Origin of the sequence: Dinoroseobacter sp. PD6 (assembly GCF_028807315.1) — a bacterium.
Classification (GTDB): Bacteria; Pseudomonadota; Alphaproteobacteria; order Rhodobacterales; family Rhodobacteraceae; genus Dinoroseobacter; species Dinoroseobacter shibae.
In genome coordinates, this window is sequence record NZ_JARAMN010000011.1 from 119,715 (window position 1) to 133,014 (window position 13,300).

General features: G+C 65.9%; 19 protein-coding genes. 6 read left to right on the forward strand and 13 right to left on the reverse strand.

Translation table 11 applies throughout. The annotated features are described in order from the left end of the window. Nucleotide 1 precedes the first annotated feature (1 nt). A complete protein-coding gene (locus PVW48_RS17050) occupies nt 2–769 on the reverse strand; it encodes an NAD kinase (RefSeq protein WP_012177500.1) in 768 nt (255 codons plus the stop codon). Between the two features lie 197 nt (nt 770–966). Between PVW48_RS17050 and glyA the strand changes: the two genes are divergently transcribed. Then, complete coding sequence (gene glyA / locus PVW48_RS17055; protein ID WP_274582199.1) at nt 967–2,262, forward strand: serine hydroxymethyltransferase; 1,296 nt, start codon at nt 967–969, stop codon at nt 2,260–2,262. Nucleotides 2,263–2,275: 13 nt separating this feature from the next. Here the strand turns inward: glyA and PVW48_RS17060 are convergent, their stop codons facing one another. Then, on the reverse strand, nt 2,276–2,665 hold the full coding sequence (locus PVW48_RS17060; protein WP_274582200.1) for a hypothetical protein: 390 nt from the start codon (nt 2,663–2,665) through the stop codon (nt 2,276–2,278). Nucleotides 2,666–2,746: 81 nt separating this feature from the next. Between PVW48_RS17060 and PVW48_RS17065 the strand changes: the two genes are divergently transcribed. After that, a complete protein-coding gene (locus tag PVW48_RS17065) occupies nt 2,747–3,514 on the forward strand; it encodes an alpha/beta fold hydrolase (RefSeq protein WP_274582201.1) in 768 nt (255 codons plus the stop codon). Between the two features lie 220 nt (nt 3,515–3,734). Here the strand turns inward: PVW48_RS17065 and PVW48_RS17070 are convergent, their stop codons facing one another. Genes PVW48_RS17070 through PVW48_RS17080 form a run of 3 tightly spaced genes read right to left on the reverse strand, consistent with a single transcriptional unit; the run spans nt 3,735 to nt 4,509 of the window. Next, on the reverse strand, nt 3,735–4,031 hold the full coding sequence (locus PVW48_RS17070; protein WP_012177496.1) for a hypothetical protein: 297 nt from the start codon (nt 4,029–4,031) through the stop codon (nt 3,735–3,737). Between the two features lie 35 nt (nt 4,032–4,066). Further along, nucleotides 4,067–4,252 carry a hypothetical protein gene (locus PVW48_RS17075; protein WP_274582202.1) on the reverse strand — a complete coding sequence of 62 codons (186 nt, stop codon included), beginning with the start codon at nt 4,250–4,252 and terminating at the stop codon, nt 4,067–4,069. Then, the gene (locus PVW48_RS17080) at nt 4,249–4,509 is read right to left on the reverse strand and encodes a CTP synthetase (protein ID WP_274582203.1); all 261 of its coding nucleotides are present in this window, start codon (nt 4,507–4,509) and stop codon (nt 4,249–4,251) included. Before PVW48_RS17080 ends, PVW48_RS17075 begins: the two co-directional genes overlap by 4 nt. A gap of 76 nt (nt 4,510–4,585) precedes the next feature. Here PVW48_RS17080 and PVW48_RS17085 point away from each other — a divergent pair, with 76 nt between their 5' ends. Continuing rightward, nucleotides 4,586–4,861: a hypothetical protein gene (locus PVW48_RS17085; protein WP_012177493.1), complete on the forward strand. Its 276-nt coding sequence runs from the start codon at nt 4,586–4,588 to the stop codon at nt 4,859–4,861. Nucleotides 4,862–4,907: 46 nt separating this feature from the next. After that, complete coding sequence (locus PVW48_RS17090; RefSeq protein ID WP_012177492.1) at nt 4,908–5,324, forward strand: VOC family protein; 417 nt, start codon at nt 4,908–4,910, stop codon at nt 5,322–5,324. Nucleotides 5,325–5,519: 195 nt separating this feature from the next. Here PVW48_RS17090 and PVW48_RS17095 read toward each other — a convergent pair whose 3' ends face one another. From PVW48_RS17095 to lepA, 7 genes are all read right to left on the reverse strand, one after another. Continuing rightward, nucleotides 5,520–5,705 (reverse strand): hypothetical protein, encoded by a 186-nt coding sequence (locus PVW48_RS17095; protein WP_012177491.1) that lies wholly within the window; start codon nt 5,703–5,705, stop codon nt 5,520–5,522. An 89-nt stretch (nt 5,706–5,794) separates the two neighbouring features. Continuing rightward, on the reverse strand, nt 5,795–6,043 hold the full coding sequence (locus PVW48_RS17100; RefSeq protein WP_012177490.1) for a hypothetical protein: 249 nt from the start codon (nt 6,041–6,043) through the stop codon (nt 5,795–5,797). Between the two features lie 54 nt (nt 6,044–6,097). Further along, nucleotides 6,098–6,415: a TraR/DksA family transcriptional regulator gene (locus PVW48_RS17105; RefSeq protein ID WP_274582204.1), complete on the reverse strand. Its 318-nt coding sequence runs from the start codon at nt 6,413–6,415 to the stop codon at nt 6,098–6,100. A 168-nt stretch (nt 6,416–6,583) separates the two neighbouring features. Beyond that, nucleotides 6,584–6,922 carry a DUF2442 domain-containing protein gene (locus PVW48_RS17110; protein WP_338020479.1) on the reverse strand — a complete coding sequence of 113 codons (339 nt, stop codon included), beginning with the start codon at nt 6,920–6,922 and terminating at the stop codon, nt 6,584–6,586. Beyond that, complete coding sequence (locus PVW48_RS17115; RefSeq protein ID WP_274582205.1) at nt 6,903–7,145, reverse strand: DUF4160 domain-containing protein; 243 nt, start codon at nt 7,143–7,145, stop codon at nt 6,903–6,905. The genes PVW48_RS17110 and PVW48_RS17115 overlap by 20 nt, the downstream gene beginning before the upstream one ends. 192 nt (nt 7,146–7,337) lie before the next feature. Further along, nucleotides 7,338–7,919, reverse strand: coding sequence for a hypothetical protein (locus PVW48_RS17120; protein WP_274582206.1), 582 nt, complete (start codon nt 7,917–7,919; stop codon nt 7,338–7,340). 43 nt (nt 7,920–7,962) lie between these two features. After that, nucleotides 7,963–9,762: a translation elongation factor 4 gene (gene lepA / locus PVW48_RS17125; RefSeq protein WP_274582207.1), complete on the reverse strand. Its 1,800-nt coding sequence runs from the start codon at nt 9,760–9,762 to the stop codon at nt 7,963–7,965. 495 nt (nt 9,763–10,257) lie between these two features. Between lepA and PVW48_RS17130 the strand changes: the two genes are divergently transcribed. After that, a complete protein-coding gene (locus PVW48_RS17130) occupies nt 10,258–10,995 on the forward strand; it encodes a MipA/OmpV family protein (RefSeq protein WP_274582208.1) in 738 nt (245 codons plus the stop codon). Between the two features lie 151 nt (nt 10,996–11,146). After that, complete coding sequence (locus PVW48_RS17135) at nt 11,147–12,175, forward strand: Hint domain-containing protein (RefSeq protein WP_012177484.1); 1,029 nt, start codon at nt 11,147–11,149, stop codon at nt 12,173–12,175. Between the two features lie 6 nt (nt 12,176–12,181). Here the strand turns inward: PVW48_RS17135 and PVW48_RS17140 are convergent, their stop codons facing one another. Next, complete coding sequence (locus PVW48_RS17140; RefSeq protein ID WP_274582209.1) at nt 12,182–13,213, reverse strand: YeiH family protein; 1,032 nt, start codon at nt 13,211–13,213, stop codon at nt 12,182–12,184. Between the last annotated feature and the right edge of the window lie 87 nt (nt 13,214–13,300).

Genomic DNA, 13,300 nt, shown 5'->3' on the forward strand with positions numbered 1-13,300 from the left:
GTCAGACGAACTGCTCGCGGATCAGCCGCTCCTCCAACCCGTGGCCCGGGTCGAACAGGATACGGTGGCGGACGCTGGGCTCGGAGCGGATCTCGACCGACACAACCTCGTGGTTCGACCGGCTGTCCGCATCGGCCATCACCGGGCGCTTGGACGGCTCCAGCACGTCGAACCGCACCATCGCCGTCTTGGGCAGAAGCGCGCCGCGCCAGCGCCGGGGCCGGAACGCCGACATCGCCGTCAGCGCCAGCACGTCGGACCCGATGGGCAGGATCGGCCCGTGGGCGGAGTAGTTGTAGGCGGTCGAGCCCGCGGGCGTGGCCACCAGCGCCCCGTCGCAGACCAGCTCGTCCATCCGCACCCGCCCGTCCACCGAGATCCGCAGCTTGGCCGCCTGGGATCCTGCGCGCAGCAGCGCCACCTCGTTGATCGCCAACGCCTCGACCACGGTGCCGTCACGCCCGATGGCCTTCATATGCAGCGGGTTGATGACCTCTTCCTCGGCCGCGGCCAGCCGTTCGGGCAAGGCGGCCTCGGAATACTCGTTCATCATGAACCCGACGCTGCCGCAGTTCATCCCGTAGACCGGCGCGCGCAGCGACTCCGTCGCGTGCAGGGTCTGGAGCATGAACCCGTCGCCGCCCAGCGCCACGATCACGTCGGCCTCCTCGGGGGGGACATGGCCATGCACCGCCGAGAGCGCCGCGCGGGCTTGCTGTGCAACATCCGCGGGGCTGGCAAGAAACGCAATCTTTTCGCGGATTTGCATCAGCGGGGGCCTTTCGTTTCCGAAAGTGTTCGCCCGCGCGTGTCGGAAACACAAGAGGCATATCCGCGCCGAACGCACGGGATCGGCGGGTCGAAACCCGCGCTTCGCCCTTCCTCCGCGCGGCGGATTGCTCTACATCAGCGCCAGAAAGGCGCGCGCCTGTCCCCCAGAAACCGACCAGAATCGGAGTCGTCCAGATGAATGCACCGCACCGCGACAATGGCTTCTTCACCGAAAGCCTCGCCACACGGGATGCCGAACTCTTCGGCGCCATCACCAAGGAGCTGGGCCGTCAGCGCGACGAGATCGAGCTGATCGCCTCGGAGAACATCGTCTCGGCCGCGGTGATGGAGGCGCAGGGCTCGGTCCTGACCAACAAATACGCCGAAGGCTACCCGGGGCGGCGATATTACGGCGGCTGCCAATATGTCGACATCGCCGAAGAGCTGGCGATCGACCGCGCCAGGCAGCTCTTCGGCTGCGCCTTCGCCAATGTGCAGCCCAATTCCGGTAGCCAAGCCAACCAGGGCGTGTTCACCGCCCTGCTGCAGCCGGGCGACACGATCCTGGGCATGAGCCTCGATGCGGGCGGGCACCTGACCCACGGGGCCAAGCCGAACCAGTCCGGCAAGTGGTTCAACGCGGTCCAGTACGGGGTGCGCCAGGATACGCTGGACGTGGATTACGACCAGATCGCCGCACTGGCGGCCGAGCACAAGCCGAAGATGATCATCGCCGGCGGCTCGGCCATCCCGCGGATCATCAACTTCGCCCGCATCCGCGAGATCGCCGACAGTGTCGGCGCCTGGGTGCTGGTGGACATGGCCCATTTCGCGGGGCTGGTGGCGGCGGGGCATTACCCCTCGCCCTTCCCGCACGCCCATGTGGCCACCACCACGACCCACAAGACCCTGCGCGGCCCGCGCGGCGGCATGATCCTGACCGATGACGAGGCGCTGGCGAAGAAGTTCAACTCCGCCATCTTCCCGGGCATCCAGGGCGGGCCGCTGATGCATGTGATCGCGGGCAAGGCCGTGGCCTTCGGCGAGGCGCTGCGCCCGGAATTCAAGACCTACCAGGCCCAGGTGATCGAGAACGCTCAGGCGCTGGCCGACCAGCTGATGCAGGGGGGGCTCGACATCGTCACCGGCGGGACCGACACCCATGTCCTGCTCGTGGACCTGCGGCCCAAGGGCGTGAAGGGCAACGCCACGGAAAAGGCGCTCGGGCGCGCCCATATCACCTGCAACAAGAACGGCATCCCGTTCGACACCGAAAAGCCGATGATCACCTCCGGTATCCGGCTCGGCTCCCCGGCGGGGACGACGCGCGGCTTCGGTACGCCGGAGTTCCGCCAGATCGCGGACTGGATCGTGCGGGTGGTGGACGGGCTGGCCGCAAACGGCGAGGACGGCAATGCCGAGGTCGAGGCGGAGGTGCGCGCCGAGGTGCTGGAGCTGTGCGGGCGCTTCCCGATCTATCCCAACCTCTGAGGGCCCGGCGCGGTCAGATCAGGCCGCGCCAGAACAGAAGCCAGACAAGCCCGGCGGTGAGCAGCGCGAGGTTCACCGCCATCCCGGCCACGAGGCCGAGCCAGAACCGCTCCCGCCCCCGTTTCGGATCCACCTTGGAGAGCGCCTTGCGCGTGCGCCGGTGCAGATCGCGCGTCTGCGCCAGGTCGATCCGGTGGCGCAGGGCGGGATGGTCGAGCCAGGCCTCGGACGCGGCGCTCCGGGACAGCTCGGCCAGAAGCCCCAGGGGCAGTTTCCCGCGCGCGCCGCGGACCGCCTCGGGCAGGCGCGCCGCCTTGACGTTCAGCCGCCGCGCGATGTCCGCCGCCAGACGGGCGTTGGCAGCGGGCAGATCGGACAGGGACACAAGGCGCGGGCCGGGCATGGGTGCAACGCTATCTGCGGCATCCCGGCGCTTCAAGCGGGCGGGCGGGCGCGCTAGCACGGGGCGGGAAAGGAGACCGCGATGCTCAACACCGTGATCCATGGCGCGGCCACGGAGGCGCCGCCCCTTCTGATCGTGCATGGGCTCTTCGGCTCGGCGAAGAACTGGGGCGCGATCGCCAAGCGGATGGCGCAGCACCGGCAGGTGCTGGCGGTGGATCTGCGCAATCACGGCGACAGCCCCCATACGCAGAGCCACAGCTACCCCGACCTCGCCGCCGATCTGGCCGAGGTGATCGCGGCCCATGGCGGGCGCGCGGATGTGCTGGGCCATTCCATGGGCGGCAAGGCGGCGATGGTGCTGGCGCTCAGCCAGCCCGAGATGGTCGCGCGCCTGCTGGTCGCGGATATCGCGCCGGTGACCTATGACCGGACGCAAGTTGGGCTGATCGACGCGATGGAGCGGGTGGACCTGTCGGCGGTGACGAAGCGCTCGGACGCGGATGCCGCACTGGCGGCCGACGTGCCCGATGCGCCGACGCGCGCCTTCCTGACGCAATCGCTGGACCTGCGGGCCGAGGGCGGGCCGCGCTGGCGGCTGAACCTCGCCACCCTGCGCCGCGACATGCCGCGGATCATGGGGTTTCCCGAGATCGACGGGCGTTATACCGGGCCGACCCTGTTCCTGCGCGGGAGCGCGTCGGACTATGTCCTGCCCGCCCATGGGGCGGAGATCGACCGGCTGTTCCCCGGGGCCGACCGGGACGCGATTCCGGGCGTGGGCCATTGGCTCCATGCGGAGGCGCCGGGGCCGTTCATCGCGCGGCTGACGGACTTCCTCGACGCCTGAGCCGGGTGCCCGGCGCAGGATGGTTGCAGCAAGGGAGATGAGACATGCCAGGCGCGGCGGCATCGGACACGCGTGCCCCGAAGGGCACCCCCATCACTCCCGTTCCGGCGCGGCACCGCGCTTGAGACCCGAGGTCTCGCGGCATGCCTCGCCCGCAGCCTAGGCCTGTGATTGCCGGGGCGCCTTGACGTGCCGCAAGCCAAGGGGGATGATAGCGCTCTCAATTCGGACAAATCGTCTCAGCGGTCAGCAGGACAAGGTCGCCGCGCAAAGTGCTGCCGAGCACGTCGCAGGACAGCCCCGCCTGCACCGCGCGGACGAAAGCGGCCTGGAAATGGGTGCGCGAGACGGGTTTGCCGCGATTGACGCGCACGCCGCGCACGACCTGGCCGTTGAAATAGAGATCGAAGGTATAGCCGTCCATGGCCACCCGCTGGGGCGGAGGAGACTGGAAGGTGATCCCCGGTGCAAAGCAGCCGGAGAGCATCCCGAACATCAGAAGGGCCGCGATGCGCATGGCCCCAGCGTCGCCCCGGCAGGGTTAACGCCCGGTTAAGCGTAAGCGCCGCTGCGCAGGGCGAACCAGCTGGCCGGCAGGGCCGCCAGAACGCCGGAAATCACCGCGAGCGCCACGGCGGGCGCGGCGGTTTCCCCCACGCTCACGGCAAAGAGGCCCGCGGCGAGGCCGAGGGTTGCGGCCATCACGGCGAAAATCACGAAAAAAGCCTGCATCTTCATGGGTCTTCTCCTGTCTTCGGGGGGCCGGACAGCGCCCGGGCCACGGCCCAACTCACGGGCAGTGCGACCACCGCCCCGGCCCCGGCTGACAGCACGAGGCCCATACCGCTGGTCAGTCCGCCGACCAGCCCGATCACCACGCCCACCCCCGCAAGCGTCGGCGCAATCAGGCTGAAAACGGTGAGCGGCAAGCGGTGCATGGCGCGGATATACTGCGGCGCAGCATTGCGCGCCTTGATCCATGTCAGACGGCGCACGGGTTGACGTGGCTCAAGGTGGAGAGCATTGGACTATGCGACAATTTGGTGAAGATTTGGTAAATCGGGGGGAGCCATGATCACGCTGGACGATATCGAGGACCTGACCGACCTGACCCGCGACGAGATCGCGGCGCTGGCCGAGCATGAGCATGTGGGACTGATGACGGCGAGCCTTTTGGGCAATTACCTGATGCACCAGCATCACGGGCCGCAGAAGGTGCAGCAGATGATCTGCGAGGATATCCGGGCGGCGCTGCATGCGGACGATCTGGCCCATGCGCGGGAGTTGTTCGCGACCCTGCGGACGTTCATGGCCGAGCATCCCGAGGCCGCGCGCGGGGTATCCTGAGCCTGCGAACCATGATAGCCTGCCCGTCAAAAGGGGAGGTATATCAATGGGATGGTCTATCCATCATGTGAACCTGCAGGCGCGGGACGTGCGCAAGACGGCCGCGTTCTACACCCAGATCCTGGGCATGACCGAGCGCGACTGGGTGTTTCCCGAAAGCCGCGGCTACCTGCCGGGGGATCCGGACAAGCTGGCGCTGCTGGGCGACGGGCGGGAGGGGCACACGGGGCTGCACCTGATCGCGCCGGACCCGGAATTCGCGAGCAAAAACAACCTTATACACAACCCCAGCGAGGGCGGTCACGTGGCGATCCATGTGGACGACCTGCAGGCGGTGATCGACCGGCTGACGGCGGCGGGGGTGCCGTTTTCGGTCACCGGGGAGTTTGCCATTCCGGGGCTGCGGCATGTCTATGTGACGGATCCGGAGGGGAACCTGATCGAGGTGAACGGGCGGGTCTGACAGCGTCGGATCGCCGTCGGGCCCGCGTCGGACATGTGTCGGGCAAGTGTCGGGCACCTCCGCACGGTGGTGTTGCGCGGCGGCGCAGCAAAAACCGCGCCACTTGCTGCGGCGCGGCGTATTCGGATCGGAAGTTCTAGGACGTCGGGGCGGCGCTGGGAGGGCCCCCGCCCCGACGTCGACTGGGGGCGCGCGTCAGGCTTGGGAGGTGATTGCGCGCGCCACCAGATAGGAAACCGGAATGCCGAGCAGGAAGCCGAGCGCCGCGGTGATGACGACGGGCTGGGTCGTGGTGTACCCGGCGGTGAGGGCGGCGACCATGAAGGTCCCCGCCAGGGTCGTGCCGATCAGGGCGTAGAGAATGAATGCAAGACGGATCATCGGAGACCCCTTCGTATGGCTGTGCTGACTGCCCAACTATAAGAGGTGAGTCTCCGCCGCGTCTTTGATCCCGGTCAAATCGAGGCGGCTCAGACCTCCGGCGCGGAGGGTTTCAGGGCCGCGTCCCGCTCTATCCGCCGGTGATCCCATTCCGGGTCGCGGCGCTTGATCCGGCGCGAGACGAGATAGGCCGAGGGCCAGGCGAGGGCGAAGCCCAGCAGGGCGGAAATCGCGATGCCCCAGGCGGAATAGTAACCGAGGGAGAACAGGGTGATGACCAGCGCGCCGGTGATCAGCGCACCGCTCATGAGGGTGAGGAAGATGCTCAGACGGTCCATGGTTGGCCTCCTTTCCAGATGTCAACGCGGGGACCGGGCAGAAGTTCCGGCCGCTCAGCCCGCCGCGCAGGTGGCGCAGAGCGGGGCGGTGGGCACGGCCTTGAGGCGCGCCTCGGCGATCGGGTCGCCGCATTTGAGGCAGGTGCCGTAGATGCCCTTGGCGATGCGGTCGAGCGCGGCGTCGATGCGGGTCAGCTCCGCCTGCTCGGCGTGACCGAGGGCCTCGAGCACCTCGTCGCCCTGCCGCTCGGAGGCGCGGTCTTCCCAGTCCTTGGGCGGGGTGTCGTCCAGCGCATCCTCGATCCGGGCGAGGTCTCCGACGATCTCGGCCCGGCGGGCGCGCAGGGTGGCTTCGGCGGTCGTGGTGTCCATGTTTGCTCCTCCGTGTTCTGGGAGGAGTGTGGGGGGAAGATGAGTGGGATAGTATGATTTGGGTCAAGATGGGCGGGGGCGCGGTGCCCTACAACGCCGCGAGTTTCGGCACCTCGGCGAGCAGCGCCCACGCTGTCGAGACGCTTCGGGCAGAGAAACAAGACTTGTTTAGGCCGCGCTCTTTCTGTTTATGCCTCGATACTGAGAAGGGGCATGCAAAACGGGCATCTTCGCAGAGATACGTCGGTTGCCTCTGCGCTTAGTTGCACCCCGATGCTTCCTCCAGAAAGACCTAGCCTGCGAAAGCAGCCCTGCTACGGAAAGGTCCTCGTCTAGAGACTCCCAATGCAAGCCAAAGGGCGAAAGTTGAACGTTTTCTCGATCCCGATCAGACGCTTTCTTTAGGCTAGGGAACCAAGTGAGAGGCAAGCCAAAAGCGCGTCCATCCTGCAGATAAACCCACATGAAATCGTCGTCGAACCGGACCTCAGTCGCGGAAATGGTCATGCCACGCCTTCTCTATCACGCTCGCGTTCTCAGTGACCAGAACGGCCAGACGGCGCTGCGTGCGCGCGTCGAAACCGGAACTGCGGGCCACCGACACCGGATGCAGCCAAAACTTCGCTTCGCCGTCGCCCTTCATGACGTGGATGTGGACCGGTTCACGCGGATCGCCTTCGTTTGAATAGAAGAAGAAGCGGAACCCGTCGGCCCGAAAGACAGTCGGCATGGAAGGAAGATAATCGAAGTCGGGGGCGATGTCATTGGGGATGCGATCTGATCAGAGGGCGCGCCCGGACCGAGGGGCGGGAAGCGAAGCGCCCGCCCCGTGGGGGCGGTTCGGGCGCTGCCAAATCGGAGATTTGGCTATTACTACCACTCAAAGGTTACCACCAACCAGCAATCTTCAATTGCTCGCAACTTAGAGAGGTTCATCCAATACTTGCGGCATCTGATCACGAATTTTTTTCGCTAACTGATCAAGGTCATTCCAGGCTTGGTTAGCCAGCTCATTAGCTTTCTTACTCTCCCGTCGCCTCAATTCATACTCATCTTCTTTAACTATATGATATGGCTTGTAACCTGTGCGCATCTTTCCAGCGACGAATTCTGGAACAGTATCATGCGCAACCTTCATGCTGAGCGCGTCAAGGCTCTTCACAACTTTATGCAAATCCTCATTCAGAGCCTTGTTATGGAAGAATAAAGAATCGTCGTCCCAACGGTTGCAAACAGACCGCGCTTCTGAGTAGAGGTCACTATCAACGAAGTTCCACAGGTCTACGTCGCAAAGCAGGTATCTAAGAGACCCTCGGTGCAGCTTCAATATTTCTCGCCCATTGCGAATATCATTCTGGGTAACCGAAGACGATGAGAGCTCCTCACTCTGCTTTATCTCAGCAAGCAGCCAAACAATGAGGCATGTCCCAAAAACAAACCAAGCTTCAGGGTTATCTACAAACGTGAGATCGCTTGGCCAAAGAAGCCAGACAAGGGCTGCCATTGCCGAGAAACCGGCACCTACCCTAGCAAAGGTCTGACTTCGTTTACCCATCCATCTTGAGTGCAGAGATAAATGCTTCCTGTGGAATATCCACTTTCCCGAACTGGCGCATCTTCTTTTTCCCCGCCTTCTGCTTGTCCAGGAGCTTGCGCTTGCGGGTCGCGTCTCCGCCGTAGCATTTCGCGGTCACGTCCTTGCGCAGGGCCGAGAGGGTTTCGCGGGCGATGACCTTGCCGCCGATGGCCGCCTGGATCGGGATCTTGAACATGTGGCGGGGGATCAGGTCCTTGAGTTTCTCGCACATCGCCCGGCCGCGCGCCTCGGCCCGGTCGCGGTGGACCATGGTCGACAGCGCATCCACCGGCTCGTCATTCACCAGGACCTGCATCTTCACCAGGTTGTCCTGGCGGTAGCCGATCATCTGGTAATCGAAGCTGGCATAGCCCTTGGTGACGGATTTCAGCCGGTCGTAGAAGTCGAACACCACCTCGTTCAGCGGCAGGTCGTAGACCACCATGGCGCGGGCGCCGGCATAGGTCAGGTCCATCTGGATGCCGCGGCGGTCCTGGCAGAGTTTCAGCACGTCGCCGAGGTAGTCGTCGGGCACGAGGATGGTGGCCTTGATGCGCGGCTCCTCCAGGTGGTCCACATGGGTCAGGTCCGGCATGTCGGCGGGGTTGTGCAGCTCGCGCATGGTGCCGTCGCGCATGTAGACGTGGTAGATCACCGAGGGCGCGGTGGTGATGAGGTCGATATCGTATTCCCGCTCGATCCGGTCGCGGATCACTTCGAGATGCAGCAGGCCGAGGAAGCCGCAGCGGAAGCCGAAGCCGAGGGCGGCGGAGGTTTCCATCTCGTAGCTGAAGGAGGCGTCGTTGAGGGCGAGCTTCTCGATCGCGTCGCGCAGGTCCTCGAACTCGGCGCTGTCCACGGGGAAGAGGCCGCAGAAGACCACCGGCTGGGACGGCTTGAAGCCCGGGAGCGCGGTTTCGGCGCCCTTCTTCTCGTGGGTGATGGTGTCGCCGACGCGGGTGTCGCGGACCTGCTTGATGGAGGCGGTCAGGAAGCCTATCTCGCCCGGGCCGAGCTCGTCCACGGGCTGCATGGCGGGACGGAAGACGCCGATGCGGTCGACATGGTGGACGGTGCCGTTGGACATCATCTTGATGCGCTCGCCCTTCCTGAGGGTGCCGTCGATGATGCGGACGAGGACGATCACGCCGAGATAGGCGTCGTACCAGCTGTCGACCAGCATGGCTTTGAGGGGGGCGTCGCGGGTGCCCTTGGGGGCGGGCAGGTGGTGGACGATGGCCTCGAGCGTTTCGTGGATCCCCTGCCCCGTCTTGGCGGAAACGCGGATGGCGCCCGAGGCGTCGATGCCGATCACGTCCTCGATCTGCTCGGCCACCCGGTCGCAATCCGATGCGGGCAGGTCGATCTTGTTCAGCACAGGCACGATCTCGTGATCCGCGTCGATGGCCTGGTAGACATTGGCGAGCGTCTGCGCCTCGACGCCTTGCGTGCTGTCGACGACCAGCAGCGAGCCCTCGACCGCGCGCATGGAGCGGGAGACTTCGTAGGCGAAGTCCACATGGCCCGGCGTGTCGATCAGGTTGAGCACGTAGTCCTGCCCGTCATCGGCGGTGTAGTCGATCCGCACGGTGTTGGCCTTGATGGTGATGCCGCGCTCGCGCTCGATATCCATGGCGTCGAGCAACTGCTCCTTCATGTCCCGCGCGGAGACGGTGTTCGTCTCCTGGATGAGACGATCCGCAAGGGTGGACTTGCCGTGGTCGATATGAGCCACGATGGAGAAGTTTCGGATGCGCGAGAGCTCTGTCATGATCAGGGATATGCGGCGGATTTGGGGGGTTGGCAAGTGGTCCTGAGGGCCGAGGGCAGCGCCCGGACCGAGGATGGGCGTGAGCGCCCGCGTCGTGCGGCAGGCACGCCGCCGGCGTGACGGGGGCGGTTCGGGCGCTGCCCGGCGGTGCCGCCAGGCGGGCTTTATGGGCAAAGCACTACCATCAGGAGGTCGCCATGCGGGAGATGCGACCGTGAGGCGCCTCGGGTCGCGCGGGACATGGGCCTCTGGCCTGACGGCGCGGACGGGGCTGCGCGGCGGGCCGGCGGGTGGCTGGTTTGGTCGGGGGATTGGCCCCGAGGCCGGACGGGGTTCTGGGGGCGCTGCGTCTTTCCAGCGACCGGTTCTGTCCGGAACACCCGTTGGAACCGGTTTTTTCGTGGCGGTTGTGGCTCGGTTCTGGACGTCTGAACTCCGCACGCCATATGTCTGAAAGACAACCGTTTTCGAATCGTGTAGCCTGCCTCCATGAAGATGACCGTACGCCTTCTTGTCCTTGGCCTTGCCCTGATCCCCGCTACCGCGCAGGCGCAGGAGGGGCGGCCTGACGGGTTTTCGTTCGGGGGCCTGGTGGCGGCGGATACCAACCCGTATATCGGCCAGGGATCGGACGTGATCCCCCTGCCCCTGATCAATTTTCGCAACGGGCCGTTTTCCCTGAGCACCAACGGGGTGAGCTACCAGGTTTGGGATGCCGGGCCCTGGGGGCTGACGGTGGCGGCGCGGCCGCGGTTTTCGGGGCTGATTTCCACCGACGGGCCGGAGTTGGACGGGATCGACCGGCGCGTGACCGGGGATGCGGCGGTGGAGCTGCGCTATGACGTGGGGCGGCTTTATGTCGGGGCGGACCTGCGGCAGGAGTTCACCGGCGAGCATGACGGGCAGGAGGCGCGCCTGCGGGTGGGCCTGCGCCAGCAGCTCGGGTCGGTGCGGCTGGATTTCTCCGCCGGCGGGGCCTGGCAGGACGGCGATCTGAGCCGCTATATCTGGGGCGTGTCGGATGACGAGGCGCGGGCCGGGCGTCCGTCTTATGACCCCGGCTCGGTCCTGGTGCCTTTCGTGGGGCTGCGGGGGGTCATGCCGATTGGCGAGAACTGGTCGCTGCTAGGTACCTTGCGCGCCGATTTCCTGCCCGATGATGTGACCGACAGTCCGATCATCGAGGACAATACGCTGATTTCCGGCGGACTTGGCGTCGAATTCCGCTTCTGAACCGGGCGGAGGTCCGCGCAGTCCCTATTGTGACTTGCCTTGTTCCTAAAATTTGAACCAAATCAGCTTGCAGGGCGACTTACCTGTCAGACAGACCGCGTGCGGGTGACGCGGCGCTGCCCCGGTGGTCGGGGAGCAGGGAAGGAATGGCATGCCGCGCAGAGAGCTCCTGGCCTTGGACAACGAGGTATTGCAGATCGCCACGAGCAGCCCGACCGGAACACCGGGGGCCGCGATCATCAACAATTCCGACACGCCGAACGGGACGATCTTCGTCTACCAGGGCGGCGCGCCGGTGACGGTGGCCATCGACGATATTCGCGGGCGGGGAAACGACACGCGGCAGTTCGACGATGACGACCCCAACCGGCACGTGGTGCTGGATGGCGCCGGGCTGGTGGCCGATGGCACCCGGGTGGAATCCGAAAGCCGCATCACCCTGCGGGCGCTGGATGAGAACGGCAACGTGGTGGGCGACCGGATCGATATCTTCGTGTTCTCCCAGAACGGGGTGGCGCAGGATATCTGGGGGATCGGGCTGACCGCACCGCTGGAACCCGGCGTGTCCTACGTGAAGGTGGCCGGGTCGAACAACGGCGACAGCGACTACCGCGATTTCGTGCCCTGTTTCATGGCCGGGACGCGGATCCGGACGCCGGACGGGCTGCGCCCGGTGGAGGCGTTGCGGCCCGGCGACCGGGTCTGGACGCGCGACGACCCGGAGGCGCGCATCCGCTGGGTCGGGCAGACGGTGGTCGATGGCCGGGACGCCCTGGCCCCTGTGGAGATCGGCACGGGGGTTCTGGGGGCGGCGGCGCCGCTCCGGGTCTCGCCGCAGCATAGGATCCTGATGCGCGCGTGGCAGGCCGAGCTGCTATTCGGAGTGCCGGAAGTGCTGCTGGCGGCGACAAGCCTGACCGCCCTGCCCGGGGTTCGGCGGGTGCCCAAGGCACAGGTGCGCTACTGTCACTTCCTTTGCGAGAGCCATGCGATCGTGGAGGCGGAGGGATGCCTGTCCGAGAGCCTCTATCCCGGGGAGATGGCGTTGGATGCGCTGGACGGATTGGCGCAGGCGGAGTTGCTGCAGCTCTTCCCGGAGTTGCGGATGCAGGCCGGGTACGGTCCCATGGCCGCGCGGGCCTTGCGGGCCCATGAGGCGGCGGCCCTGCTGGCAGCCTGACCCGGCTCAGACCCCGCGCAGCAGGTAGATCCCGCCGAGGATCAGCAGCGCCAGGAACACCGTCTCCGCCACGATCAGTGCGATGGGACCACCGCCCACCTGCAACATCGCCTTCATGTCGGTCTTCATCCCAACGGCGGCGATGGCCGACAGCAGCGCCCAGCTTGAGACACTCGACAACCAGGCGGCGATCCCCGCGGGGATCAGGCCGAGGGAGTTGAGCCCCGCCAGGACCAGGAACCCGATCACGAAGCCCGGCACCAGCGGCGGGCGCGGCCCCTCGGCGGGCGCGCCGGCGCTGCGCCACCAGAGCGCGATCAGCAACACCACGGGCGCCAGCAGCGACACCCGGATCAGCTTGACCATGGTCGAGGTTTCGCCGGTTTCCTGGGAGATCGAGAAGCCCGCGCCGACCACCTGCGCCACGTCATGGACGGTCGCGCCGATAAAGATGCCCGCGGTGGTGTCATCGAACCCCAGCGCGCCCGTCAGGATCGGGTAGAGCACCATGGCGATTGTCGACAAAAGCGTGACCCCGAACACGGTGAAGAGCAGGTTGCGCTCGGATTTCTCGTCCTTGGGCAGCACCGCGGCGATGGCCATCGCGGCGGACGCACCGCAGATGGCCACGGCACCCGCGGTCAGGATGGCAAAGCGCGGCCCCTGCCCTATGAAGCGTGCCAGAACGACGCCGAACAGGATCGTCAGGATCACGCCGAGGACCAGCAGGCCGATCATCTCCCACCCGATGGCGAGGAAGAGCTCCAACGAGATGCGCGCGCCAAGCACGGCGACCCCGAAGCGCAGCACGGTGCGGGCGGTGAAGCCGATGCCCGGCGCGGTGCGCTCGGTCTCCGACAGGAAATTCAGGGCGATGCCGAAGAGCAGCGCCATGAGCATGGCCGGGGCGCCGTAATGCTCGGCCACGAACTGGGCCGCGAGGGCGACCAGCACCGCGACCAGAAGTCCCGGGAACAGGGGGCGGATGCGCTCGGACAGGTAGGTGCCGAGCGCGCCGTCGCGCAGGGGGTGAGGCATGAAGCGGTCAGTCTGCCTTTACGAGCATGTCGTTTTTGTTGATGCCTGCGACCTTGTTTGGTTTTTTCATTGCGTCTCTTCTGAAGG